At 61.9% G+C, this 26,296-nt stretch carries 23 protein-coding genes; 5 read left to right on the plus strand and 18 right to left on the minus strand.

The window, feature by feature from the left end:
* Positions 1 to 3: 3 nt before the first annotated feature.
* Positions 4 to 333 carry a DHCW motif cupin fold protein gene (locus BW995_RS13935; protein WP_076401031.1) on the minus strand — a complete coding sequence of 110 codons (330 nt, stop codon included), beginning with the start codon at positions 331 to 333 and terminating at the stop codon, positions 4 to 6.
* A gap of 197 nt (positions 334 to 530) precedes the next feature.
* Between BW995_RS13935 and BW995_RS13940 the strand changes: the two genes are divergently transcribed.
* Both BW995_RS13940 and BW995_RS13945 read left to right on the plus strand, forming a co-directional pair.
* Entirely contained in the window at positions 531 to 2,798 is a 2,268-nt protein-coding gene (locus BW995_RS13940; RefSeq protein ID WP_076401032.1) for an MASE3 domain-containing protein, read from the plus strand.
* 830 nt (positions 2,799 to 3,628) lie between these two features.
* On the plus strand, positions 3,629 to 4,225 hold the full coding sequence (locus tag BW995_RS13945) for a phenylacetic acid degradation protein PaaY (protein ID WP_076401033.1): 597 nt from the start codon (positions 3,629 to 3,631) through the stop codon (positions 4,223 to 4,225).
* Between the two features lie 165 nt (positions 4,226 to 4,390).
* Here BW995_RS13945 and gatB read toward each other — a convergent pair whose 3' ends face one another.
* The 3 genes from gatB to gatC are packed head-to-tail and all read right to left on the minus strand — an operon-like array spanning position 4,391 to position 7,618.
* Entirely contained in the window at positions 4,391 to 5,845 is a 1,455-nt protein-coding gene (gatB, locus tag BW995_RS13950; protein WP_076401034.1) for an Asp-tRNA(Asn)/Glu-tRNA(Gln) amidotransferase subunit GatB, read from the minus strand.
* Positions 5,846 to 5,857: 12 nt separating this feature from the next.
* The gene (gene gatA, locus BW995_RS13955; protein ID WP_076401035.1) at positions 5,858 to 7,327 is read right to left on the minus strand and encodes an Asp-tRNA(Asn)/Glu-tRNA(Gln) amidotransferase subunit GatA; all 1,470 of its coding nucleotides are present in this window, start codon (positions 7,325 to 7,327) and stop codon (positions 5,858 to 5,860) included.
* A gap of 6 nt (positions 7,328 to 7,333) precedes the next feature.
* Positions 7,334 to 7,618, minus strand: coding sequence for an Asp-tRNA(Asn)/Glu-tRNA(Gln) amidotransferase subunit GatC (gene gatC / locus BW995_RS13960; protein ID WP_076401036.1), 285 nt, complete (start codon positions 7,616 to 7,618; stop codon positions 7,334 to 7,336).
* A gap of 122 nt (positions 7,619 to 7,740) precedes the next feature.
* Here gatC and ruvX point away from each other — a divergent pair, with 122 nt between their 5' ends.
* Both ruvX and BW995_RS13970 read left to right on the plus strand, forming a co-directional pair.
* Entirely contained in the window at positions 7,741 to 8,298 is a 558-nt protein-coding gene (gene ruvX, locus BW995_RS13965; protein WP_084194853.1) for a Holliday junction resolvase RuvX, read from the plus strand.
* Between the two features lie 328 nt (positions 8,299 to 8,626).
* The gene (locus BW995_RS13970; protein ID WP_139332924.1) at positions 8,627 to 9,022 is read left to right on the plus strand and encodes a hypothetical protein; all 396 of its coding nucleotides are present in this window, start codon (positions 8,627 to 8,629) and stop codon (positions 9,020 to 9,022) included.
* On the opposite strand, the gene BW995_RS13975 is transcribed toward BW995_RS13970, so the two are convergent.
* Complete coding sequence (locus tag BW995_RS13975) at positions 8,991 to 11,309, minus strand: intermembrane phospholipid transport protein YdbH family protein (protein WP_076401038.1); 2,319 nt, start codon at positions 11,307 to 11,309, stop codon at positions 8,991 to 8,993. The two genes, BW995_RS13970 and BW995_RS13975, sit on opposite strands and share 32 nt — an antisense overlap.
* Before the next feature lie 103 nt (positions 11,310 to 11,412).
* On the opposite strand from BW995_RS13975, the gene BW995_RS13980 reads away from it, so the two are divergent.
* Positions 11,413 to 12,033, plus strand: coding sequence for a Panacea domain-containing protein (locus BW995_RS13980; RefSeq protein WP_076401039.1), 621 nt, complete (start codon positions 11,413 to 11,415; stop codon positions 12,031 to 12,033).
* Between the two features lie 25 nt (positions 12,034 to 12,058).
* Here BW995_RS13980 and BW995_RS13985 read toward each other — a convergent pair whose 3' ends face one another.
* From BW995_RS13985 to mnhG, 13 genes are all read right to left on the minus strand, one after another.
* Positions 12,059 to 12,520: an OmpA family protein gene (locus BW995_RS13985; protein WP_076401040.1), complete on the minus strand. Its 462-nt coding sequence runs from the start codon at positions 12,518 to 12,520 to the stop codon at positions 12,059 to 12,061.
* Positions 12,521 to 12,831: 311 nt separating this feature from the next.
* Positions 12,832 to 14,226 carry a TRAP transporter large permease gene (locus tag BW995_RS13990; protein ID WP_076401041.1) on the minus strand — a complete coding sequence of 465 codons (1,395 nt, stop codon included), beginning with the start codon at positions 14,224 to 14,226 and terminating at the stop codon, positions 12,832 to 12,834.
* Positions 14,227 to 14,229: 3 nt separating this feature from the next.
* Positions 14,230 to 14,775, minus strand: a complete 546-nt coding sequence (locus tag BW995_RS13995; RefSeq protein ID WP_217696096.1) for a TRAP transporter small permease — start codon at positions 14,773 to 14,775, stop codon at positions 14,230 to 14,232.
* Between the two features lie 127 nt (positions 14,776 to 14,902).
* Positions 14,903 to 15,907 (minus strand): TRAP transporter substrate-binding protein, encoded by a 1,005-nt coding sequence (locus tag BW995_RS14000; RefSeq protein ID WP_076401042.1) that lies wholly within the window; start codon positions 15,905 to 15,907, stop codon positions 14,903 to 14,905.
* A gap of 225 nt (positions 15,908 to 16,132) precedes the next feature.
* Entirely contained in the window at positions 16,133 to 17,518 is a 1,386-nt protein-coding gene (locus BW995_RS14005; RefSeq protein ID WP_076401043.1) for a sigma-54-dependent transcriptional regulator, read from the minus strand.
* The gene (locus tag BW995_RS14010; protein ID WP_076401044.1) at positions 17,505 to 19,457 is read right to left on the minus strand and encodes a sensor histidine kinase; all 1,953 of its coding nucleotides are present in this window, start codon (positions 19,455 to 19,457) and stop codon (positions 17,505 to 17,507) included. Before BW995_RS14010 ends, BW995_RS14005 begins: the two co-directional genes overlap by 14 nt.
* The gene (locus BW995_RS14015; RefSeq protein ID WP_076401045.1) at positions 19,458 to 21,164 is read right to left on the minus strand and encodes a Na(+)/H(+) antiporter subunit D; all 1,707 of its coding nucleotides are present in this window, start codon (positions 21,162 to 21,164) and stop codon (positions 19,458 to 19,460) included.
* On the minus strand, positions 21,157 to 21,417 hold the full coding sequence (locus BW995_RS14020) for a hypothetical protein (protein WP_076401046.1): 261 nt from the start codon (positions 21,415 to 21,417) through the stop codon (positions 21,157 to 21,159). The genes BW995_RS14015 and BW995_RS14020 overlap by 8 nt, the downstream gene beginning before the upstream one ends.
* Complete coding sequence (locus BW995_RS14025) at positions 21,414 to 22,928, minus strand: proton-conducting transporter transmembrane domain-containing protein (RefSeq protein WP_076401047.1); 1,515 nt, start codon at positions 22,926 to 22,928, stop codon at positions 21,414 to 21,416. Before BW995_RS14025 ends, BW995_RS14020 begins: the two co-directional genes overlap by 4 nt.
* Positions 22,925 to 24,454 (minus strand): monovalent cation/H+ antiporter subunit D family protein, encoded by a 1,530-nt coding sequence (locus tag BW995_RS14030; protein WP_076401048.1) that lies wholly within the window; start codon positions 24,452 to 24,454, stop codon positions 22,925 to 22,927. Before BW995_RS14030 ends, BW995_RS14025 begins: the two co-directional genes overlap by 4 nt.
* A complete protein-coding gene (locus BW995_RS14035) occupies positions 24,454 to 24,921 on the minus strand; it encodes a cation:proton antiporter subunit C (protein WP_076401049.1) in 468 nt (155 codons plus the stop codon). The genes BW995_RS14030 and BW995_RS14035 overlap by 1 nt, the downstream gene beginning before the upstream one ends.
* Entirely contained in the window at positions 24,918 to 25,913 is a 996-nt protein-coding gene (locus BW995_RS14040) for a DUF4040 domain-containing protein (protein WP_217696097.1), read from the minus strand. The genes BW995_RS14035 and BW995_RS14040 overlap by 4 nt, the downstream gene beginning before the upstream one ends.
* Complete coding sequence (mnhG, locus tag BW995_RS14045; RefSeq protein WP_076401050.1) at positions 25,910 to 26,293, minus strand: monovalent cation/H(+) antiporter subunit G; 384 nt, start codon at positions 26,291 to 26,293, stop codon at positions 25,910 to 25,912. Before mnhG ends, BW995_RS14040 begins: the two co-directional genes overlap by 4 nt.
* Between the last annotated feature and the right edge of the window lie 3 nt (positions 26,294 to 26,296).

The raw sequence follows: 26,296 nt of genomic DNA on the forward strand, positions 1-26,296 counted from the left end.
GCGTCAGTCAACAATCAGCAGGCGGGCACCGCCGCTGGTGGTGGAGCGATGGGCCTCGGCATTGTCTCCGACCTGATAGGAACAGCCCGCAGTCATCACCACCGTCCGGCCATCGGCCAGCTCGGTGTGCAACTCGCCCTCCAGCACGTACAGGACGTGGCCTTTGGAGCACCAGTGATCGGCCTTGTAGCCCGCCGAGTACTCGACCACCCGCACGCGGATGTCGCCAAAGGTCAGGGTCCGCCACAGGGCTTGCCCCTGTTCGCCGGGGTGGACAGTGGCGGGAACCTGGCTCCAGTCGGTCATGGTGAACGGGAAAGGGGGCATGTGCATGGGGAGGACGCCTTTTTTGCTTGTCTGTGTTCAGGACAACACTCCGCCGCAGGGCGGGCAATCCCTGTCGATGGGGATGCACCAGAAAAGGGGAGCCGGACATATACTTTTTCGTCGTGATTATCTCTTTAGGGATTTTGAATGTAATCGTAGAATAAAGGCTAATTATTCATTTTTATACAATCAAGAGTATCTTTATGTCCCTCACTGCACCTCCCGCTGCGTCCCGTCCGGGATACCATGGCTCGGGAACCTGGGCGCGCTCCCTGTTCGCCTTGACCATACTGGTGGGGTTGGCGGTTCTTGGCTTTGTTCACTTTCTTTTGTTTCATACGGTGGTCGAGCTGACAACCATCCTGATTTCCCTGCTGACGTTTGCGGTGGTGGTGGGAACATATCGGCTGACCTGTAACAATTACCTGCTGATTTTGGGCTGCGGAGCGTTCTGGACGGCCCTGTTCGATCTGGGCCATACACTGGCCTATCACGGCATGGGCTTTGCCGCCTTCAGCGATGCCAACCGGGCGACGCAATTGTGGTTGTGCGGGCGGCTGATCGAAACTCTTGCCATGATCCTCGCCCCGGCAATTGCCCGTAATCGGGCTCCGGTGCGGGTGGCCGCTGTCTTTGCCGGGTTTGGCTGGCTGGCGCTGGCGTTGGGGATGACCATCCTGCTGGACCTGTTTCCGGTGACCTATCTGCCTGCCTCGGGCCTGACCCATTTCAAGGTTGTCTTTGAATATGGTCTGGTCGGCGGGCTGCTGCTGGCGGGTTATCTTACGTGGTATCAACGGTCCTTTCTGCCGCCGTACCTGTGGGGTTTGATGCTGACCGCCATCGCCCTGACCACCATGACGGAGTTCATTTTCACTGCCTATCTGACCCTGACCGGCCCGCTGAACATCCTCGGCCATTTGACCAAGGTTCTGGCCTTCTGGCTGATTTTCGAAGCCGTGATCGGGCCGATGCTGTTGCAGCCTTTTGGCAGTATTGCCCGGACGATCATGACCTTTGACGGGATTCCCGATCCGGTTCTGCTGGTCAGTCAGGACGGATCAATCGTTCAGGTCAACGATGCGGCAGCGGCATGGTTTGACAGTCCCGCGCGCGATCTGATCGGGAAATCCCTGCGGGAAATTCTGGTCCCGTCATCTTCTGCCGTGCCAGCCCTGCCCGGGCAGGCCGAAGTTGTCCTGTTCCGCTCCCTGAAGGCTTTTACCCCACTATCCGGGCACCGGATGACGGATAGTCACAACCGGGCCTGCCTGCTGTCGATGAGTATCCTGACCTCGGGAGATCCGGGCAAGGCCAACGGTGTCATGCTGGTGTACCTGCGGGATATCACTGCGCGAGAGCAGGCGAAAGACGACCTGCAAACAGCCCGTTTTCAGCTGGACTGTGTTCTCGGGAACAGTGGCTATGGCGTCTGGGACTGGACGGTCACCAGCGGCGAGGTTCGTTTTTCTCCCGAAATGGAAACGATGATCGGCTACGCTGTCGGTGAATGGGGTGGATCGGTCCGCTCATGGGAAAAACGGATTCACCCCGACGACCGGGCCGCGGTGATGAGCGATCTGCAGGCCCATCTGGAAGGGCGAACCCCGTTCTATGACAACGTTCACCGCATCCAGCACAAGGACGGGCACTGGGTCTGGATCCATGATCAGGGGCGGGTTGTTGAACGGGACGGAGTGGGACGGCCACTGAGGGCGATTGGCACCCATTGCCTGTACGAGCAGCGTGCAGCGATGACGGAGGACGCGCCCTCGACCGGGAGCACCGTCACCGAACATCTGGCGACGTTGGCCAGAGAGACCGTGCAGGAGCCGCTGCGAGCGGCCTCGCAGTTCCTGGCGTTGATCGTCCATCGCCATTTGCCGTCTCTGGAGGGCGACTGCCGCGAATTGCTGATCCAGGCGCAGGCCAATGCCAAACGGGCATTCCAGTCACTGGAAAGCCTGACCGCGTTCTGTGCCAGCGACGGAGAGGTGTTGCCGTCGCAAGCGGTGGCGTTGGAAAAGAGCCTGCAAACGGTTTCACCGCTGTTGCAGCCTCGCCATCAGGTGACACCATGGCTGAAGGTGCAAGGACCGCTGCCGGTGGTTGAAATGGCTCCGGCGATGCTGGAGGGCGTGTTGCTGGCATCGCTGCTGGCGCTGCAGAATGCGTATTCGCCCGATCAGACACAGCAGATCACCGTGCAGGGCTGGACGCGGGACGAGCAGGTGGTGTTGGAATTATGTGCCGAACAGGGGACGCTGACCCGCGAGCAGCGGGAAACGCTGTTGAGTCCGGCCCATCCCCTGCCTGTGGTGGGGCATGCGGGGAATCCTGTCCGCATGATGACACTGGCCATGGCCCAGCGTGCCGTGGAGCGTGTGGGGGGCGGGCTGACACTGATCGGCGAAGGACGGGGGCAGATGGTGGCTATCCGGCTGGTCCTGCCTGCGGCCCTGTCGGCATGACTGGATGCGGGAGTTGAGTGTTTCAGCAAATGCGTCGTCGCAGGTGTTCCACCTGCTCGGGATTTGAGTCTGTTCATTCAGCAAATACGTCGTCGCAGGTGTTCCACCTGCTCGGGATTTGAGTCTGTTCATTCAGCAAATACGTCGTCGCAGGTGTTCCACCTGCTCGGGATTTGAGTCTGTTCATTCAGCAAATGCGTCGTCGCAGGTGTTCCACCTGCTCGGGATTTGAGTCTGTGCATTCAGCAAATGCGTCGTCGCAGGTGTTCCACCTGCTCGGGATTTGAGTCTGTTCATTCAGCAAATACGTCGTCGCAGGTGTTCCACCTGCTCGGGATTTGAGTCTGTTCATTCAGCAAATACGTCGTCGCAGGTGTTCCACCTGCTCGGGATTTGAGTCTGTTCATTCAGCAAATGCGTCGTCGCAGGTGTTCCACCTGCTCGGGATTTGAGTCTGTTCATTCAGCAAATACGTCGTCGCAGGTGTTCCACCTGCTCGGGATTTGAGTCTGTTCATTCAGCAAATACGTCGTCGCAGGTGTTCCACCTGCTCGGGATTTGAGTCTGTTCATTCAGCAAATGCGTCGTCGCAGGTGTTCCACCTGCTCGGGATTTGAGTCTGTGCATTCAGCAAATGCGTCGTCGCAGGTGTTCCACCTGCTCGGGATTTGAGTCTGTTCATTCAGCAAATGCGTCGTCGCAGGTGTTCCACCTGCTCGGGATTTGAGTCTGTTCATTCAGCAAATACGTCGTCGCAGGTGTTCCACCTGCTCGGGATTTGCTCTACCGTTTCCTGATCACAGAAAAAAACATCTGGAAGGAAACGCCCCATGCCCTGTTATTCGATTGATGGCGTGCGCCCGGTGGTGCATCCGTCAGCCTATGTTCATCCGACAGCCATCCTGATCGGAGACGTGTTGATTGGTCCCGAGGTCTACATCGGGCCTGCGGCGTCCCTGCGGGGGGACTTTGGGCGCTTGCGGATCGAAAGCGGTGCCAACGTGCAGGATAATTGCTCGATGCACGGCTTCCCCGGCACCGAAACCCTGATCGAAGAAGAAGGCCATATCGGCCATGGGGCCGTCCTGCACGGCTGTATCATTCGCCGGGGCACGCTGGTCGGGATGAATGCGGTGGTGATGGATGGCGCCGATATCGGGGCCGAAAGTCTGGTGGCGGCGATGGCCTTTGTCAAAGCCGGGATGATCGTCCCGGCGCGCTCACTGGTGGCCGGAATTCCCGGCAAGGTGATCCGGGCCGTAACCGATGATGAATATGCGTGGAAGAAACAGGGAACGGCTGATTATCAGCAACTGGCCCGCCGCTCACTGGCATCAATGGTGGAATGCACGCCGCTGAGTGCCATGGAGGCCGACCGTCCGGCCCTGCCTGCAACCGCCAGCGAGCCGCTGTATCTGAAGAAATGACCGGGTAAAAAAAGAGAGCGGGTTTAGAGCATTTTCAAGTTGACCGTCTCCGGTCAACGGCTCGGAAAATGCGGCCCTAAAAAGGGAGAGCGTTTTCGCTCAGTGTGAAAACGCTCTCATCCCGCTCTCTCGTATTCTGCTGCCAGGTGTGTCCTGTATCCAGGATTACCCCAGCAGCTTTTTCTTCAGGATTTCCTGCAGCATGGCCGGGTTGGCCTTGCCCTGGGTGGCCTTCATCACCTGACCGACGAACCACGCCACCAGCTTTTCCTTGCCGTTGCGCACTTCGTCGGCCTTTTCGGCGTTGGCCGCGATCACCTGATCACAGGCCGCCTCTATGGCGCTGGTATCGGTCACCTGCTTCATGCCGCGTTCTTCGACGATCACTGACGGGTCTTTGCCCTCGTCCATCATGATCTCGAACACGTCCTTGGCCAGACGGGTCGACAGGGTGTTGTCGGCCACCAGATCAATCAGCTGACCCAACTGGGTGGCGCTGACCGGGCTGTCGCTGACCGACAGGCCGCGCTTGTTCAGCGAACCGAACAGGTTGGTGGTCACCCACGCCACGGCGGTTTTGCCATCGCGGCCCTTGGCGACGGTTTCAAAGAACGCCGAGTTTTCCTGATCCATCACCAGCACGGTGGCATCATAGGCGGTGATGCCGTATTCGCTGATGAAGCGTTCCTTCTTTTCGTCCGGCAGCTCGGGCAGGGTGGCGCGGATGGCTTCGACGTAGGCATCGTCGAATTCCAGCGGCAGCAGGTCCGGGTCGGGGAAGTAACGGTAATCGTGCGCCTGTTCCTTGGACCGCATCGAACGGGTTTCGCCGCGCGACGGGTCGAACAGGCGGGTTTCCTGCCGGATGTCGCCGCCGCTTTCATAGACTTCGACGTGGCGGGCGGCTTCGTGCTCGATGGCCTGCATCACAAAGCGCACCGAGTTGACGTTCTTGATTTCGCAGCGGGTGCGGAACTCTTCGCCCGGATGACGGACCGAGACGTTGACGTCGCAACGCATCGAGCCTTCTTCCATGTTGCCGTCGCAGCTGCCGAGGTAGCGCAGGATGGCGCGCAGCTTGCGCAGATAGGCACCGGCTTCTTCCGGGGTGCGCATGTCGGGCTTGGAGACGATTTCCATCAGCGCGACGCCCGACCGGTTGAGGTCGATCAGCGATTTGTTCGGGTGCTGGTCATGCATCGACTTGCCGGCATCCTGTTCCAGATGCAGGCGCTCGATGCCCACCGCACGGGTGGAGCCGTCGGGCATGTCGAGGATCAGGGTGCCTTCGCCAACGATCGGCAGTTCGTACTGGCTGATCTGGTAGCCCTGCGGCAGATCGGCGTAGAAGTAGTTCTTGCGGGCAAACACCGACCGGTTGTTGATTTTGGCTTTCAGGCCCAGACCGGTGCGCACAGCCTGCTCGACGCACTTGGCGTTGATCACCGGCAGCATGCCGGGGAAACCGGCGTCGACAAAGCTGACCTGGCTGTTCGGCTCGGCGCCAAAGGTGGTGTCTGCGCCCGAGAACAGCTTGGAGTTCGAGATCACCTGAGCATGGACCTCAAGGCCGATCACCACTTCCCAGTCGCCGGTGTTCCCTTTGATAATATAGCTCATTCTGGCGCCCCTTTAGGCCAAGGTCGGCTTGGCGGTGAAGCCAGCCGCGTCTTCAATCACCCCGCCCACGCGCAGGACGGTTTCTTCGTCAAACGGCTTGCCGATCAGCTGCAGGCCCAGCGGCAGGCCGGTGGCCGACAGACCGGCCGGCACCGACAGGCCCGGCAGGCCAGCCAGCGAGGTCGGAACGGTGAAGACGTCGTTGAGGTACATGGTGATCGGGTCGGCCATGTTTTCGCCCATCCCGAACGCCGGGGTGGGGGCGGTCGGGGCGAGGATCACGTCCACCTGTTCAAAGGCCTGGCGGAAATCCTGCGCGATCAGGGCGCGGACCTTCTGCGCCTTCAGGTAATAGGCGTCGTAATAGCCAGCGGACAGCACATAGGTGCCCATCATGATCCGGCGCTGCACTTCGGTCCCGAAACCGGCGGCGCGGGTCTTCATGTACATTTCGTCGAGGCTGCTGCCTTCAACGCGCAGGCCAAAGCGCACGCCGTCATAGCGGGCGAGGTTCGACGAGCATTCCGCCGGAGCAATCACGTAATAGGTTGCCAGCGCATATTTGGTGTGCGGCAGGCTGATCTCGACCACTTCGGCCCCGGCGTCCTTCAGCCACTGGGCACCGCGATCCCACAGGGCGGCGATTTCCGGGCTGAGGCCTTCGGGGCGGTATTCCTTCGGCAGGCCGATGCGCAGGCCCTTGATGTTGCCGGTCAGGGCCGCTTCGAAGTCCGGCACCGGCAGGTTGGCCGAGGTGGAGTCCTTCGGGTCATAGCCCGACATCGCGCCCAGCATGATGGCGGCGTCGCGCACGTCGCGGGTCATCGGCCCGGCCTGATCGAGCGAGCTGGCATAGGCGATGATGCCCCAGCGCGAGCAACGGCCATAGGTCGGCTTGATCCCGGTGATGCCGCAATAGGCGGCGGGCTGGCGGATCGAGCCGCCGGTGTCGGTGCCGGTGGCGGCAATGGCGATGCGGGCGGCAACAGCCGCCGCCGACCCACCCGACGAGCCGCCGGGGACCAGATCACGGTCGTCGCCGGTGGCCTTCCACGGGTTCTTGCTGGCGCCGTAATAGCTGGTCTCGTTCGACGAGCCCATGGCGAATTCGTCGAGGTTGGTCTTGCCCAGCAACACCGCACCGGCCTGCTTCAGACGGGCGGAGACGGTGCTTTCGTAGGGCGGCTTGAAGCCGTCGAGGATGTGGCTGCCTGCGGTGGTCAGCACGCCTTCGGTGCAGAACAGGTCCTTCATGCCGATCGGCAGGCCTTCCATCGCACCGGCGTCACCCTTTGCCAGACGGGCGTCGCTTTCGGCAGCCTGGGCCAGCGCCAGCTCCGGCGTTTCGGTGATGTAGGCGTTCAGGTCGCGGTGCTTGTCCATCGCCGCGATGTAGGACTCGGTCAGCTCGCGGGCGGTGAAGTCCTTGTTGCGCAGGCCGTCGCGGGCCTGGGCGAGGGTCAGGTCGGTCAGTGTGGTCATCGTGGCTTACTCCACCATCTTCGGCACGGCAAAGCAGCCATCGAGCTTGTCAGGGGCGTTCAGCACCACCTGATCGGCACGGCCGCCATCGGTCAGTTCGTCGGCGCGCCAGCGCAGGACCTGATTGGTCACGCTGGTCATCGGGGCAACGCCATCGGTATTGACTTCGCCCAGTTGCTCGACCCATCCGATGATGCCGGACAGTTGATTGGCCAAAGGCTCGAGGTCGTCTTCCTTAACGTCGATGCGGGCGAGGAACGCGATGTTCCTGACAGTCTGCTTGTCGAGCATTGAAAAGGCTCTCCTGGTGGGAGTAAGTGTCTTAGGGCCGCTGAAAACGGCAAGATGCTCCCGCCACCGATGGCGGCGGAAGCCACTGTGTACAGAAAATCGTGCGGAAGGTAGCACCGGGCATGGATGACCGCAACCCCACCACCTGCGACCCCACCCCTTGTGGGAACGAAATTGAGCATCAGAACAGCGAAGACACGCCAGACTGGACCCCGGCGACGGTCAAGGCGGCGGTCAGAACCGGCGACCGCCTGTTGGGGATTGACCTCGGCAGCAAGACCATTGGGCTGGCCGTCTCCGATGGTCTGTGGATGAGTGCCACCCCGTTGCAGACCATCCGCCGGACCAAGTTCAGCAAGGATGTGGTCGAGCTGCTGGCGGTGGTCGAAAAATACGAGATTCGTGCTCTGGTATTGGGGCTGCCGGTGGAGATGGACGGGACCGAAGGCAAACGCTGTCAGTCCACCCGCCAGTTCATGGCCAACCTGAAAGGGCTGGGCAACCGGCTGTCAGAGCTGCCGGTTGCCCTGTGGGACGAACGTTTGTCAACTGCTGCCGTGCAGCGGATGATGATCAGCGAAATGGACATGTCGCGGCAAAAGCGCGCTGAAATCGTCGATAAAGCGGCGGCAGCCTATATCCTGCAAGGGTTCATGGACGCGATGGGCTTTGTGCGTTGACCCCTGTCAACGCATTTGGGGGGGGGCGTTGACAGGGGTCAACGCACTGGCTTTGCAAAATGCAATGCAGACTGAACGGGATTTCGCAGGCGGACAACGCTGATCGACAGCGGCAAACGTGTACGTCCAGAAAAGAATCCTTTTGGCCGCCAAAAATAGACTAATTTTCTCTTCTATTATCTGTTGTGCGAATTGTTCTTAATGGTCTGTTGGCTGCATTGTATCCCTCTGGAAGGTGGTCAGCATCCGTTCAGGGTTCTCTCGGTACGGTGATCGCCTGTTTTCTGGTGTGGCATTGTCGTTCGATGCCTTGGAAAGTGAGGCGATCATGGTGACGTCAGCATTGCCGGTTCAGCAGACCATGACTGAATTGAGCGCCCTGTGTGCCGGGCTGGCGCGGGATTGCGGGCAGCCAGCCGCATCACTGTTGTTTTCGTCGGTGGGAATGGATTACCTCGGCGGGCGGATCGGGATTGGATTCCCGTCCGCCGAACGGGCCAGTGCCTTGCGGCCGGTGGCATCGATGGCGGTGGTCGGCAATGAGGGCACCGTCTGGGGATTGCTGCTGCTGGCCGGGGATGACCATGCCCTGCCGCATCCCGATCACCTTGACCGTCTGCGGTTGGCAGCTGGCGATGCGGCGGCCTGTCTCGACCGTCTGGCGGTTGCTGCGCTGGTGTTTTCGGCACAGGCTACCTTGGCGCCTTTGCGGCGGGCTTTTTAGGCGCGGTGGCGGGGGCCATCTGTTGCTCCAGGCGTTTGCGCAGGCGCTCGGGAACCGTACTGTTTTCGACCGTGCTGGCGATCAGGTTGCTTAAACCACCACTGATCGACAGGTTGAATTCCAGCGGATAGCCATCGTACAGGGTCGGGTTGGCTCCGGCGATGTGCAGACCCAGCGCCAGTTCTCCCGCCGCCGAGCCATTGACGCTCAGGCGCAGGGCCTTGTAGCGAAAGTCATTCAGCGCCGTCAGCAACAGTTCCATGCCCATGTTGTCCGTGCCAAGGCCGGCGATGCCATCCGGCGGGCGATAGCGCAGGGTGCCGGGGCGATCTGCTTCCAGCAAGCCATCGGTAATCAGGATGTCGGCGTCGTTCAGCATCAAGGGCAGCGTCCCGCTGACCGAGCCGGACAGTTCCAGCCCGTCAAGCTGGCTATAGCGGCTGAGGGTGCGCAGGCTCATGTTGTGGACCCGCAAGGGAATCAGCCCTTCTGCCCGTTCGAGCGGCAGGGTGATGTTGCTGGTTTCCAGCGCCCCGCGTGCCAGCGTCAGCGAGGCCTTTTCGGTGACAATGTTGCCGCGCCCATCCAGATGAAAATCAATCACGCCATCGGTCAGCGGCAGACCGGCATCGATGGCGGCCACGGTGATCCGTTGCCCGTCCGGGGTCAGTGGCGGCCAGAAGGCGTTCAGGCGCAGTGAGCCGTTGATCCCGCGCATATTCAGAAATCCACGACTGACGCCGACATCCTTCAGGGTGATGGTGATCGCCGGGGTCAGATGGCCTGCTGCCCAGCGCACGTTCCCTCGCCCACTGATCTGGCCGCTGACGCTGGTCAGCGTTCCCAGCAGGGCGCGATGCAGGTGGCCTGGCTGCAGGCCATCCTGTGCAAAGGTCAGCGGCGGCAACCGGACCGTGGCGTCTCCCTTGCCGAGCAGCACGTCATGGCTGCCTTCGGCATGCAGCAGTTCCTGTCCCTGTGCGGTGGTGATCTGCATGGTAAAGGCCATCGGCGGCAGGGGGGAGTCTGCGGTGGCCGGATCGTCATTCTGTTGATGGGCGGTCAGCTTCAGGCGCAGCGGTTTTTGCGGCACGCCCTGTGCCACGCTTCCTGCCGATAGTGGCGGTTCGCCGGGCAGGGTCAGGATGCTGGCCCCCAGAGCCAGTTCCAGATGACCATTCTGGCGGGTCAGGTCGCTTTGTAGCTGATCGACCACCAGCCCACCGACCGACAGTGTACCGTCGCGCAACGATCCGGTCAGGGCCACTTCGCTCAGGCTGGCATCCGCACCAAGGGACAGGCTGCCGCCGATGGTGATGCCGTCATAACTGCTTTTCAGATGATTGCCTGATGGCAGGCCGATATCAACCGATGGCGACACCAGAATCAGCGACGGGATGATCCTGAACACTTCGTCGTCGGTCGGGGGTGAAAAGGGCGGAATCAGGCTGGGGGGGAAGGCAATGGTCAGTGCCGTCGCGCTGGCATCGTTGGCGGTGACCACCCATTCCGAGCCAGCCGGAATGTCGATGTCCTGCCAGTGCAGCGGACCGTCAACCGACAGTGAGGCAACGGGATTTTCCAGAGTCAGGGTGCTGCGCCCGGCTTGCCAGTCGCTGTCGATCCGGGCAGTCAGCGGGGCGTGCTCCTGCCCGTGCAGGGTCGTCTGCCCGCGCAGGCTGATATGCCCGCTGAGGTCGCCCAGCAACGGGCCGCTGAGGGTGGCGTTGTCAAGGCTGAGGGTGGTGGTGGCCTGCGGCGTGGTGACGGTGATGGTGCTGCTGTCGATCTCGAACACCAGCGCCAGCGACGGGCCAAGGGCCAGCGCCAGCTCCTGCCATGTCGGGACCGCTTCGGCGGGGACCGCCAATAGCGAGGGCAGGGGGTAAAGGTCGGGGATCCTCCAGTTGCCCTGCCCGTCCTGCTGAATGGCCAGCGACAGGCCGGATATCTGCAACCGCCCGAACGAGCGGGCCAGCGGATTCATCGACAGCGACAGACGGTCGATACGAAGGGCGGAGCCAAGATGCAGCGCGCGGATGGTCATCTTGCTCCAGCCCGCTTCCTCGATCTCCAGCGTCATCGGCGGCAAGCCCTCGGCCCGCAGCCAGTCCGGGACGCGGTGGGTGGCAAGCCAGGGCAGGGTCACGGGCAGGCTGAGGATGGTCAGAATGACCAGCAGCAGAAGGCCGCCGAGGGTGGCGGCCCCCCAGCCAAGGCACCGGCGGAGCAGGGAGCGGCGGGCGGGGGAAGGCGATGACGGGGCAGGCACGATCTGGTCTTGCACGATGGTCTGGCCTGTATTTTGTCGCACCGCGTGCGTGAAAACCGGTGCCCACTTTGTGTAGGATGCTTTAGACTATCACGGTTTTCAGCCTGACAGGAACATCATGAAGCCCCCGGTTTGTGACAGCCCGTTTGACGTTGCGTTCTGGTTGCTGCATCGCGCCACCGAAGATGGCGAGTATTTGCAGCCACAAAAGCTGCAACGCATGTTGTATCTGGCGCAAGCCTATTACGGTGTGGCCTCGCAGGGGCAAAAGCTGATGCCCTGCGTGTTTGTCACCACCGCGCTGGGGCCGGTCGAACCGAGTACATGGCGGGCGTTCGAGCGTGGCCGCCCGAACATTGATTTCCAGCCGGTGCCGCAAACCCAGCGGCATTTCCTCGACAGCCTGTGGCGGCGGTTCGGGTCCCATTCGGTTGACTACCTGACCCGGACAACGGTCAGCCATCCGCCCTATCAGGATGCGCTGGCGACTGGCGCACGGGCCGAGATCACCTTTGACAGCATGGTTGCCTATTACGGTCGTCGCCCGGATGACAAGGATGGCTCGTCACTGGCCGAAGGCGATCTGCCGGGGGCGGGCGATGGTCGTACCGCCCCGGCCCTGGAAAACGTCATCCGCCCCGAAGTGATGCGCTCGCACAAGGGCAAGCCGGTCAACGTGCGCCGCTGGATGCCGACCAAACGGGCTGGCTCGCCCCCCGGGGACGGCGGGAAAGAATAGGTTTTTGCGCGGAACAGGGCGCGGGTTACCGCTCGGCATTGGTGATGAAATAGACATCAACCCGGCGGTCCTGCTTTTGCGAGCCGAGGATTTCCAGCACGGAATCGTTAAAAGCCTCGCCGCGGGCTCCGGCTTCCAGCAGGCCGCTGTTCAGGCCGTTGCTGCGCAGGATATCGGCAACCGCATTGGCCCGCTTGGCAGCCAGCGCCATGTTGTGGGCGGTGTTGCCTTGCTTGTCGGCCTGTCCGATGACACAGACACGGCCCTGACTCTGGCCGTCATAGGCGGCCTTGGTCAGCAGGGCGCGGTCCTGCGCGCTGATGGCAACACTGTCGACGGCAAAGTACACGGTCACTTGTGGTTTGGCGACGCGATCGACGGCGAGACAGCTTTGGCTGAGGGTGCCGGCAGACGCCGGAGTCGCAGCAGAAAAGGCGATCAGGGCCGCGATGGTCGGGGCGAAAAGGGCCTTGAAATGAGGGAACATGGCGCTGTGCCTTTCAAAAAAAATGCAGAGAGCGGATGTGGTTTTCTTAAGCTCTGATTTTACATGAAATTACGGCGAGAGTAAGGCCCTGCCATCGCATTGGGCAGGGGTGGCGGAAAGCCGCCATGGGCAATGGGGATCGTTGCAGACAAAATTAATCGTTGACAAGAAAAGCCCCCAGCGGATGACATGGGTCATCTGCCGGGGGTGGAACGCAGCCTCTCTCTCTGCCGCGCCCGGTGATCGCCGATGGTTCTTCCTTACCCGTGGAACCATCGGCGATATTGTTTTGGGCTTTTTACACCCTGCGGCTACAGGCTTTTCCCGAACAGATAATTCGGGAGCCAGGTGGAAATGATCGGGACATAAGTCACCACCATCAGGCAGACCAGCAGCAGCAGCAGCCACGGCATCACCGAGCGGACCACCCACAGGATCGAGTTGCCAGTGATCCCGGCGGTCACGAACAGGTTCAGGCCGACCGGCGGTGTCAGCATGCCGATTTCCATGTTCACCACCATGATGATCCCCAGATGGATCGGATCGATTCCCAGGCTGATGGCGATCGGGAAGAAAATCGGCGCCATGATCAGCACGATCGCTGACGGTTCCATGAAGTTCCCGGCCAGCAGCAGCAGGATGTTGACGGCGATCAGGAAGCCCCAGGCGGGCAGGCCCATCTGGACCAGGCTTTCGGCAATATCGAACGGGATGCGCTCGGTGGTCAGCACATGGGCGAACAGCATCGCATTGGCGATGATGAACAGCAGCATGATGGTGACTTTGGAGGAATCCAGCACGATGTGACGGACTTCCTTGTCAAAGGGAGCCTTGCAGATCCCCGCCACCGCCATCACCAGATTACGCACCACTGCCGCCGGCAGGCTTTCACCCGGATTGCGCCAGGCGACCCCCTTCAGCGGGCCGATGTCGCGATAACCGATCACTGCAATCAAAAAGGCATAGATTGCTGAAATGGCTGCGGCTTCGGTGGGGCTGGCAACACCGCCATAGATGGTTCCCAACACGATGACGATCAGCATCAGACCGCCCATGGCGCGGGCACCACTGCTGATCAGTTCCATCACACCGGGGAACGGCTGCGCAGGGAAATTCTTGATCCGTGCCACAATATAGATGGCGATCATCAGAATGACGCCAATCCCGATCCCCGGAATCACCCCGGCGGCAAACATGCGGGCAGCGGAGACTTCGGTGGCAGTCGAATAGACCAGCATCACGATTGACGGCGGGATCAGGATTCCCAGCGTACCGGCATTGGTGATCACCCCGGCGGCAAAGGATTTCGGATAACCGGCCTTGACCATCCCGGCGATCACGATCGAGCCGATGGCCGCCACGGTGGCCGGAGACGAGCCCGAAACGGCGGCAAACAGCATGCAGGCCATCACGCTGGCCATCGCCATGCCACCCCGGACATGGCCGACGCAGGCCATGGCAAAGTTGATCAGGCGCCGTGCCACCCCACCGGTCGACAGGAATGCCGAGGACAGGATGAAAAACGGAATGGCCAGCAAAGTATAATGTTCAGAAACGGCGCTCAGCAGTTTGAGGGAAATCGACGCCAGACTGTCGCCGGAGAAAAACAGAATGGTCAGCACCGACGACAGGCCCAAAGAGATGGCCACCGGCATCCCCATGAACATGAACACGAACAGGCTGACGAACAAAAATGCCATGGTCATGGGTTACTTGCTCCCCTGCTCGTCGGTATCGACCAGATGCATGGCATCCTTGGCTTCATCGGCAAAGGCAAAGCCATCGGCCTTGTCGGTCAGGATTTGCCAGGCCAGTTGCAGAAAGCGGATACCCAGCAGGATCAGGCCGATCAACAGGATGGAATGGGCAAGCCATTTGGCAATATGCAGGTCATCGACCTTGATGCCGATCTTGTAGACCTTTTTCAGATAGAACCACGCCCCCCACGAGAACAGGGCGCAATAGACGATCGATCCGATGACGGCGACAAAGGACACAAGGCGACGGATGTGGCGCGGCAGCAGGCGGACAAAGGCATCGACGCCAATGTGGCAGCCGACCTTGACGCCATAGGAGGCCCCGAACAGCACCATCCAGGCGGACAGGTGCAAGGTGGCTTCCTGCGCCCAGTTGATGCCGGTGTTGAACACAAAGCGGGCGACCACTTCGGCGACAACCAGCAGGGTGATGGTAACCATCAGAAGGGAAATCACCCCTTCTTCGATGCCATTAAGCCAGCGACGGATGGTTTTCACGATATCCCCTCACGACAGGGAAAAGGGAAACCAGTGGCTTCCACACTTTCCGGGAGATGGCGAAAATGGGTGAAGATGACGGAGCACCCCACCCCGCAGGACAGGGTACTTCAGTTGGTCATCCGTCTTATTTGGCAGCGTTGGCCTTGGCGGCGGAGGCCAGCAGGTCCTTGCCAACCACACCTTCAAACTTCTGCCACACCGGCTTCATCGCATCCCGCCAGGCGGCGCGCTGGTCCGGGGTCAGGGCGTGTACCTTGCTGACGCCGCTGTCGATGATCTTTTGGCGGTCGGCGAGGGCGATCTTCAGGGCTTCTTCGTTGGCAACCTTGGTGGCTTCGTCCATGCAGCCCGACAGGCCCTGACGGATGTCGTCCGGCAGGTCGTTCCACCATTCGGCCGAGGTCACCACCAGATAGTCCAGCACGCCGTGGTCGGTTTCGGTGATGTCTGACTGCACTTCAAAGAACTTCTGGCTGTAGGTGTTCGACCACGGGTTTTCGGTACCGTCGACCGCCTTGGTCTGCAGCAGGGTGAACACTTCCGAGAACGGCTTCTTGATCGCGGCGGCGCTGATGGCGTCAAACTGGGCTGACAGCACGTCAGAGGCCTGAATGCGGAACTTCAGCCCCTTGGCATCGGCGGGGGTCATCAGCGGCTTGTTGGCCGAAAGCTGCTTCATGCCGTTGTGCCAGTAGGCAAGACCCAGCACGCCCTTGTCCTGCATCGACTTCAGCAGGCCCTGACCGGCGTCGGAACGCTGGAAACGGTCAACAGCGGCCAGATCGTCGAACAGGAACGGCAGGTCAAACACCTGCATTGCCGGGTTGTAGGACTGGAATTTGGACAGCGACGGGGCGGCGAACTGGACATCGCCCAGCAGCATCACTTCCATCACCTTTTCATCATTGAACAACTGGCTGTTCGGGTACACTTCGACCTTCACCTTGCCGGGGAGCTTTTTCTCCGAGCAGGCGGCGAAGTGCTGGGCACCCAGTCCCTTGGGGGTGTTCTCGGCCACAACGTGCGAGAACTTGATCACCATCGGGGCGGCCTGAGCCGTAACGGCTGCACCCAGCAGGCCGGTGGTCAGGGCGGTGGCGGCCAGCAGGCCCTTGAACAGATGACGCATGGAACGATCTCCCTGTGGGTCTTTTTTATGGGTGAAGGCTGTCAGTGGTGTGGTTGGACCACTGCATCTTCCTCCAGCCTTAAAGCACACAGCATGCCAAGATGCGGCAACCCACCCATAAAGGTGAAAATGGTAGGGGAGATGGTAGTTTCCAAGGCAACTAATGGCAAAAATGTGGCGAACAGGTGGCGGAATTTCGCCATATTGCCGTTTCGGGGGTGGCGGTTAGTCGCCATCATCAAGGAACGATGTCCGTTCCAGGCCATGCTTGCGCATCTTGTCATGCAAGGTCTTGCGCGGCAGTCCCAGTCCGTCGCTCGCCTGACGGACCGATCCGTTGCTCAGACGCAGGGCCTGGGCAATCAATGCCTTTTCAAAGGCGTTGACCTGATCGACCAGCGTCCCGCCCGCGCTGCCGCTGGTGGCACCGGGGCCGTCACCGGGGGGGGTGGGCAGGGCGCTGTCGATGCCTTCCAGCAGGACAAAGCGTTCAGCGACGTTGCGCAGCTCGCGCACGTTGCCGGGCCAGCGGTGGGCCATCAGGCGGGCCAGTTGGGCAGGGGACAGGGTGGGGGCATCCCGCCCGAGGCGGCTGGCGGCATCAAGGGTAAAGTGCTGGAACAGGGTTGGCACGTCTTCCAGCCGTTCGCGCAGGGCTGGAATGGTCAGCACCATCACGTTCAGGCGGTAATACAGGTCTTCGCGAAAGGCACCCGTGTCGCTGGCCTTGCGCAGATCGACCTTCGAGGCCGCCAGAATGCGCAGGTTCAGCGGAATGGCGGTGTTGGACCCCAGCCGTTCAAGGCTGCGTTCCTGCAACACCCGCAACAGCTTGACCTGCAACGACAGTGGCATGCTTTCGATTTCGTCAAGGAACAGGGTGCCGCCTGAGGCGTGTTCGATCTTGCCGATCCGTCGCTGGTTGGCACCGGTAAAGGCTCCGGCTTCGTGGCCGAACAGTTCGCTTTCGATGACGCTTTCCGGCAGGGCACCGCAGTTGACCGCCACAAAGTTCCCGTCGCGTCGGCGGCTGGCATGATGCAGCGACCGGGCCACCACTTCCTTGCCGGTGCCGGTTTCACCCATGATCAGCACATCGGCATCGGTATTGCCAATACTGCCGATCAGGCGGCGCAGGTCCCGCATCGGCAGCGTATTGCCGATCAGGATCGGGCCGATGGTGCCGTTGTCTTCCAGCGCGGTGCGCAGGTGGCGGTTTTCCAGCACCAGCCGCCGCTTGTCCAGCGCCCGCCGGACCGCTTCGTACAGGCGCTCGGCGGAAAACGGCTTTTCAATGAAGTCATAGGCACCGCTGCGCATGGCCTCCACCGCCATGGCAATGTCGCCGTGGCCGGTGATCAGGATCACCGGCAGGTCACGGTCCAGCCCCTGAATTCTGGGCAGGAAGCGCATGCCGTCCATGTCGGGCATGCGGACATCGGTGATGATGATGCCGGGAAAGCTGCTGGCAGACTCTTTCAGGACACTCAGCGCGTCATGGGCGCTGTCAAAGCCACGCACCACATAGTCGGCCAGCTCCAGCGTCTGTTGGGCGGCCATGCGGACATGGGGCTCGTCGTCAATGAAGTAGATCTGGTTAAGGTCCATCATGGAGGGAGACTGCTTTCAGCCAAACAGTGAACAGGGCTCCACCCTGGGGAGCATTGCTGGCGGTCAATGTACCACCAAACGTGTCGATGATCCCATGGGAGATCGACAATCCCAGACCCAGCCCGTGTTCCGGTCCCTTGGTGGAGAAAAATGGCTGGAACGGTTTGTTGACCAGTACCTCGGGCAGGCCGGGGCCGCTGTCACGCACCAGAATGGCGTATCCGGCTTCATCGTTGACCGTGCGCGGCTCGGCAGTGATCTCCAGCAAGCGGCGATCGCCGTCCTGCATGGCATCAATGGCATTGCGGAACAGGTTGACAAACACCTGTTCCAGCCGGATGGTTTCGGCCTGCACCAGCAGGTGCTCGTCGGTGATGGCATTGTGAATGCTGATCCCGCGCAGGCGTCCCCCGGCCCCGACCAGCTCCAGACTCATCGCAATCACCGGTGCCAGGGCAACCGTGGTGACTTCGCCCCGGGTGCGGCTGGCAAAGCGTTTCAGGTGCCCTGAAATGTCGGCAATCCGGTGGCACATCTCGAGAATGCGTTGCAGGTTGCCGTCCACATCCGGCAGACGGTTGCGTTGCAACAGGATGCGGGCGTTGTCGGCATAGGATTGCAGGGCGGCCAGCGGCTGGTTGACCTCGTGGGTGATGCCTGCCGCCAGTTGCCCGATGGCGGCCAGCTTGCCTGCCTGCACCAGTTCATCCTGCGCACTGTTCAGCAGTTCTTCGGTGCGGATGCGCTCGATGATTTCGCTGCGCAGGCGCTGGTTGGCTTTTGACAGGTCTTCCGTGCGCTCGCGTACCCGCACTTCCAGCTGGTCACGGGCGTGGCGCAGGGCTTCCTCTTTTGCCGCCAGCGCGCGTGAGGTGCTTTGTTCCAGCATGATGCGGGTGCGATACCAGTCCAGCCGTTGCAGGACGGCGTAAACGGTCACCATCAGCAGGGCCAGCCCCAGAAGGACCATGGCGTTGTTCTTGATCACCTGATGGCGCATCGGGGTCAGGTCGGCCAGCAGGTGAACGGTCCAGCCCGCCTGCGGCATCGGTGAGGACAGCAACAGATAACGGGTTTCAGCAGGGGGATGGCTGGGGGTGTTGACCTCGACCCCCAGAATGTCCAGTTCCCGGTTTTCCGCCTGTTCGTTGCGCAGGGTCAGGATATGGTGCCCATCTGTGGTGGTTCTGTCGCGGGTGATGGGCAGGGGGGATGGCTCGATGCCCGGATAGCGGCGGGTATCCTGCAACCGTTGCCGTGTTTCGGAGGACAGCGGGGCGAGGGTGCGGAACATCCAGTCTTCGACCCCCGAGATGAAGATCACCCCGTCAGGATCGGTGACGATGATCTTTTCTTCCGCCCCGGACCAGGCCTTTTCAATGTCTTCGGGGTTGCTTTTGATCACCGTGACGCCTTCGATGCCCCACGGGCCGATCACCGGATAGGAAAAATAATAGCCCCGCTGCAACGAGGTGGTGCCGATAGCGTAATAATGGCCTGCTGTCCCGGCCATCGCCGCCTGAAAATAGGGGCGAAAGGCAAAGTTTTCCCCGACAAAGCTGTCCCTGCGCGCCCAGTTCGAGGCGGCCAGCGTTTCGCCATCCGGGGCCATTACATAGCATTCCAGCGCCCCGGTCATGGCGGCAAAGCGTTCAAGCTGGGCATTGGCGTACAGGACTGCCTGCCGGTCATGGCGGTTTTGCAGCACCGCACGGACCTGCGCGCTTTCGGACAGAACTTGCGGCAGGGAGGAAAACTTTTCGAGATGTCCGGCAAGATTGGCCGAATAGAGATCAAGAATGCTGGTGGTGCGGGCGTTCAGGTCGTCGAGGGTGCTTTGTTCGGTCAGGCGGGTTGTCAGCCACAGGGCTGCCGGAGCAACCAGCAGGCTGACAACCACCACAAACAGGATACGCCAGGCGCGCAGACGGGCCTGCATTTATGATCCGTTGACGTAGTACAGGATCAGGTAAAAGCCCAGCAGGCCAATCACCCACAGCATGGCGCTCGACACCGCCCAGGTACGTGCCAGCGTCCCCGCCGGGCCATGGGTCCGTTCCAGCGAGCCGACCAGATGGTTCCAGACGGTCCGCAAGCCCTGCTCGGCCAGCGACCACAGGCAGCCGCCATAGCGGTTGACCCGACCGACCAGCCACGACAGGCCGGTGCGATAGAACCAGTCCACATCCAGCGTAATGGTCAGGGTGCGTTTCATCATCGGCAACAGCACAAAGAATGCCAGACCGGCAAACAGCAGCAACTGAAGCTGTTTGACCACATGCGGCAGGTCATAGGGCACATACTCGACCGCAAACGGCAGCATGGCATACAGCGGTTGCGGATAGACCCCCAGACCGATGCAAAAGGCCGCCAGCAGCAGCATCGCCGCCTGCATCGAACGCGGCGGGTCCTTGGGACGCAGGCCGCTGTCTTTCTGGAAGAACACGAACCACGGGAACTTGATGCCCGCGTGCAGGAACACCCCGGCAGAGGCCGCTTCGAGGGCGTACCACACCAGCGTCAGGTGCTCGTGCCCGGCGGCGGCGGTGACCATCGACTTGGTGGTAAAGCCCGAGGTCCACGGGAACGCCGAGATGGCCAGTGCGCCGATGATGCCGCACAGGGTGGTCAGCGGCATCGACTGGAACAGCCCGCCCAGATCGGTGCATTTGGTCTTGCCGGTCCGGTACATCACCGCTCCGGCGCTCATCAGCAGCAGGCCCTTGTAGATGATATGGGCAAAGGCGTGGGCGGCCGCGCCGTTGATCGCCAGCGGTGTTCCGATCCCGGCCCCGACCACCATGAATCCGACCTGATTGATGATCGAATAGGCCAGAATGCGCCGCATGTCGTTTTCCAGCAGCGCATAGAGGATGCCATAGAACACCATGTACAGGCCGACCCAGATCAGGATCTCGTTACCGGGGAAGCAGCGCAGCAGGACATAGACGGCGGTTTTGGTGGTAAAGGCCGACAGGAATACCGTCCCTGACCACGAGGCTTCCGGGTAGGCATCGGGCAGCCAGGCCGACAGCGGCGGTGCTCCGGCGTTGATCAGCACCCCGATCACCATCAGCCAGGTGGCGGCCGTGTCAAGGCGCAGGCTGACCACGTCAATGGACCCGGTTTGCACGACGTGGGCGGCAATCCCGGCCATCAGCACCACGCCCCCCAGCAGATGCACCATCAGATAGCGCATCCCGGCCCGCTGCGAGCCGGTGGTGCGGTTGGCCCACAGGACGGTGGCCGAGGCGATGGCCATCACTTCCCAGAAGGCGAACAGGGTTAGCAGGTCGCCAGCAAAGGCCACCCCGACCGCGCCCCCGGCATAGGCGAGGGCAGCGGCCAGTTCCATGGTGCGGGTCTGTTTCAGCGAGAACAGCGCCCCGGCAAAGGCCATGATGCTGAAAATGCTGCCGAACAGGCGGGACAGGGAGTCCCCCTGCACCGGTTCCAGCGCATAGCCGAGCCAGTGGGTGGATACCACCACGCCATCGGGGATGGTCCACACCGCCAGCAGCCCCAGCAGGGGCACCAGCAGCAGCCAGCCAGAGCGCAAGGCCGCCGGGATCAGCGGCAACAGCAGGCCACCGGCAATCAGGATCAGGCCGGGAGGGAACGGCAGCGGCGGCAGGGCCTCAATCATAGTACGTTTCCTTCCGCTTCAGCACGATCCCCAGACCCTTGGCAACCACCACCATCGCCACGCAGGTGGCAAAGCCGTACCAGGCAAAGAACCCGAAGGTGCCATCCAGACCAAACAGGGCATGGTGGCCGTCCAGCCAGACATCCGCTGCGACGGTGGCGGCCAGCACCAGCAGGAACACCCCCCACAGCAGGCGGATGGTGGACGGACGGACCAGCCAGTGTGGCTGGTCGGCAGCAGGACGCTGGCTCATCGGGGGCCTCCGAGCATGGCTTGGGCCAGGGACAACGGACCATCGGGGAACAGGAACAGCGCCAGCGTCCCGGCGGCGGTCAGGCACAGGGCCAGCACCATCGGGAACGGCGCTTCGCCGTGGTCATGAACAGGGACGTGGGCGGCGGGATGGTGGTGCCCATGGGCCGCCGGAGCATCTTCGGCCTTGAAAAAGGCGCGGTAGAGGATCGGCAGGAAATAACCGGCATTGAGGAGGGTGGACAGGGCCAGAACCACCACCACGCCCCACAGGCCGCTCTGCCAGGCCCCTTGCAGGATGAACCACTTTGACAGGAAGCCAGCGGTGGGCGGAAGGCCGATCATCGACAGGGCGCCGATGGCAAAGGCCCCCATGGTCCACGGCATCCGCCGCCCGATGCCGTTCAACTGGCTGACGTAATCCTTGTGGGCGGCGGTATGGATGGCGCCAGCGGCAAAGAACAGGGTGATCTTGCCAAAGGCATGGGCGGCGATGTGCAGGGCCGCGCCGACCAGCGACAACGGGGCCAGAATGGCGGCGGCCAGCGTGACATAGCTCAACTGGCTGATGGTCGAATAGGCCAGACGGCGTTTCAGGTGGTCTTGCTTCAGGGCGATGGTCGAGGCCAGCAGGATCGAGGCTCCGGCGACCCACACCAGCCACGTTGCCGCTCCTTGCGATTGCAGCAGGGTCGGGCCGAACACATAAACCACCACCTTGACCACCGTGAACACCCCGGCCTTGACCACCGCCACCGCGTGCAGCAGGGCCGACACCGGGGTCGGGGCGACCATCGCGGCGGGCAACCAGCGGTGCAAAGGCATCAGCGCTGCCTTGCCGGTGCCGAACATGAACAGCATCAGCAGCAGGCCGGTCTGCACGCCGCCGATATGCCCGGCGAGAATGCCGCCGGGGCGGAAGTCGAGGGTGCCGGTGCTGGCCCAGGTCCAGACAATCGCCAGCATCAGCATGCCGATCGACGAGGTGAGCAGGATGCCGAGGTAAATCCGGCCTCCCTTGCGGGCTTCCGGGGTGCCGCTGTGGGTGACCAGCGGGTAGGTGGACAGGGTCAGCAGCTCGTAAAACACGAACAGGGTCAGCAGGTTGGCCGACATCGCCAACCCCATGGTAAAAGCAATCGCCAGCGCAAAGCACAGGTAAAACCGCGTCTGGTTCTGTTCATGGTTGGCGCGCATGTAGCCAATCGAATAGATCGAGTTGACCACCCACAGCGCCGAGGCCACCAGCATGAACAGCATCCCCAGCGGCTCGAGGTTGAGCGACAGGCTGAGGCTGCCGAGCATCGGGGCAAGGGTCAGGGTCGGGTGCGCCCCTTGCACGTACAGGCCCAGAACGTGCAGCACCGCCAGCAGCAGGGCGGCAGCCGTTGCCAGCGTCACGGCTTCGCGCAGGTTGGGACGGCGGTGGCACAGGACGATCAGCAGGGCACCGACCAGCGGAAGGCACAGCACCAGCGCCAGCGGGTTGAGGGTGGTCAGCAGGTCGCTCATTGTGCGCCTCCGTTCAGGCCGGTGACCGGCTGGAACAAGGCCGAGGCTGCCGCCTGAGCCAGATCAACGGTGAAACGGGTATCAATGCCAAACCAGATATTGGCCGCCACCAGCAGGTACAGCGGCAGCAGCATCGACAGCGGGGCTTCGCAACGGCTGGTGTCACTGCCGGGCAGGGCCGGACGCAGGTAGGCGGCTTCGACCACCCGCCAGATGTAGACCACCGCCAGCAACGACGACAGCACGATCAGCACCGCCACCAGCCACCAGCCTTTTTCAAAGGCCGCCATCATCAGGTACCACTTGGAGACGAAGCCGGTGGTCAGCGGCACGCCGATCAGGCTGAGACCAGCCAGCACAAAGGCAAACATGGTCAACGGCATCCGCCGTCCCAGCCCTTGCCAGCTTTCCACCCGCACGGCGCCGCTGGCCGAGGTACCGATGCGCAGGACGGCGCAGCCAACGGCCATGAACAGCGCGCCCTTGATCATCGCATGGTTGATCATGTGGATGATCCCGGCGGCCAGCCCATTGACGGTGCCAAAGCCCAACCCCAACGCCATGTAGCCAATCTGGGCCACCGAAGAATAGGCAAGCATTTTTTTGATGTTGGTCTGGAAAATCGCCACCAGCGAGGCCGAGAACATGCCGGCGATGGCAAACGGCACCAGCATTTCCGCCCACAGATGGCTGGCCAGCAGCGGGGCACCGTTCAGGACGGTGAAGAACACCCGGATCAGGATGTACAGCGACACCTTGGTCGCGGTCGAGGCCAGAAAGGTGGTGACGGCGGTCGGGGCATGGGCATAGGCGTTGGGCAACCACTTGTGCAGCGGAAACAGTGCCAGTTTCAGGCCGATGCCGACCAACAGAAAGGCGATGGCGACCACTTCGGTGCGGTTGACCGGCGCGGCCTGCATGTGCAGGGCAATGTCGGCCATGTTGAGGGTGCCGGTCACCATGTACAGCATGCCGACGCCGATGATGTAAAACGTCGCGCCGATGGTCCCCAGCACCAGATAGTTATAGGCGGCGGTCAACGCCTTGCGGCCCTTGCCCATCGCAATCAGCGCGTAGGATGACAGCGAGGAAATTTCCAGGCAGACGAACAGGTTAAAGGCATCACCGGTGATCACCATCCCCGACAGCCCGGCCAGTGCCAGCAGATAGCAGATGTAATAAAGGTACTGGTGGCTGGCCTGAATTTCGCTCTGCACGCTGGCGCGACCATACAGCACGGTCAGCAGGCCGATGCCGTTGATCAGCACCAGCATCAGCGCCGACAGGATGTCGAGCTTCAGTTCGATCCCCCACGGGGCCGGCCAGTTGCCGACCGCATAGGAAACCGGGCCATGGCCCAGCACGGTGACGAGGGTTGTCACGGCCATCAGCAGGGTAACCGCCGACACCACGGCAGCCCAGCCCCACGCCAGAACCGGACGACGCCACAGGACCCCGACCGGTGCGGCCATCAGCGGCACCGCCAGATGCAGGGGCGGAAGATGAAGGGGCAGGTCAGGGAGCATCAGGCGTGTCCTTGCTGGGCGGCTTCGGTCTTGGCGGCCTGTGCGGCGCTGGCGGCGTACTGGGCCTGTTCCTTGGCATCACTGGCGCGGTCGGCGGCGAGGATTTCATCTTCCTCGATCGAGCCATAGGCTTCCTTGATCCGCACCACCAGCGCCAGCCCCAGCGCACTGGTGGCGACACCGACCACGATGGCGGTCAGCATCAGCACGCTGGGCAGCGGGTTGGTATAGACCACCGGCCCGCTGACTTTTTCCGGGTCCACCAGAATGGGGGCGGTGCCACCGTCGATTTTGCCCATCGAGATGTAGAACATGATCACCGCGGTCTGGAACAGGTTCAGGCCGATGATCTTCTTGATCAGGTTGCCGCTGGCGATGACGATGTAAAAGCCCAGCATCATCAGGACCACACAAACCCAATAGTTATAGTGTCCGATGGCGTGGTCGATCAGGGATGTCCAGCTCATGGGCGCCGCCGTCCGCAGAAGGTGAAGAACAGGGTCATCATCACGTTGGAAACGGTGATGCCAACGCCGAGTTCAACCAGAAAAATCCCCAGTTCCTGCCCGTGGGCCGGGTGATGGGGGTTGAACGCCGAGTAGCCGAGGAAATTGCCGCCAAAGAACAGGGTGGCGATGCCGGTTCCGGCATAGATCAGTACTCCGAGGGCAATCAGCGGGCGGGTAACCGCCGGGCGGAACAGGGCGCGGGCGCGGTCCATGTCAAAAATCAGCGCATAAAGGATCACGCCAGCGGCAAAGATCACCCCGGCCTGAAAGCCGCCTCCGGGGCCAAAGTCGCCATGGAACTGCACGTAAAAGGCAAACAGCAGGATCGGGCCGATCAACAGCTTGGCCCCGGCGCGCAGGATCGGGCGCAATTCGAGGCTACGGGTGGTGGCAGGGCGGGGCGTAACCGGGGCATCGGTGGTGCGGGCGCTGCCCAGCAGGATCAGCACCGCAATGGCGGCGGTGAAAATCACCGTCGTTTCCCCCATGGTGTCATAGCCGCGATAGCTGGCCAGCACCGAGGTCACGATGTTGGGCACGCCGGTTTCTTCCCCGCTGGCGGTGATGTAGCGATCCGTGACCGGCGAGTTGATCGGCGAGGCGGCATCGCCAAAGGCGGGCATGTCCACCGTGCCATACATCAGGGCCGCGCCAGTGACCAGCACGATCAACAGCGCCCCCCACGATTGGCGGCGCGGGGTTTTTTCTTTGGTGCTGGTCAGGGCGAGGGTACCGAGCATCAGGATGGTCGAAATCCCGGCTCCGACCGAGGCCTCGGTAAAGGCAACGTCCACCGCGTCAAGGTCGGTGAAGATCACCGCCGACACCAGACTGTAAATGCCCGACAGCATCACCACCGCGAACAGGTCGCGGATGCGCAGCATGGCAATGGCGGTGATCCCCAACAGGGTGAACAGCACCAGATCGATCAGCGTAACCATGGTGATCATTTCTTGCGTCCCCGCTTGCGACCGGCTTTGGAGTCTTTTTTGACCGGCTGCTGTTCGGGCAGACGGTTTTCATGCAGAACGGGAGCATGGCCGTGACTGAGGGCGGTGCGGGTCAGGGCGTGGGTGGCAATCGGACCGGTGAACAGGATAAAGACGATGATCAGCGACAGCTTGATCACCGACATCCAGTGGCCGCCGTTGACCCCTTGCAGGATCAGGCCGCCAAGGATACCCATCACCCCCAGGGTGTCGGGCAGGCTGGCGGCATGGGTGCGGGTGTAAAAGTCCGGCATGCGCAGCAGACCGATGCCGCCCAGCAGGCAGAACGTGCCGCCGGTCAGGATCAGCAGCCAGCTCAGACAATCAAGGAGCAATGACATCGG

Origin of the sequence: Insolitispirillum peregrinum, assembly GCF_900156605.1 — a bacterium.
GTDB classification, from domain to species: Bacteria; Pseudomonadota; Alphaproteobacteria; order Rhodospirillales; family Rhodospirillaceae; genus Insolitispirillum; species Insolitispirillum peregrinum.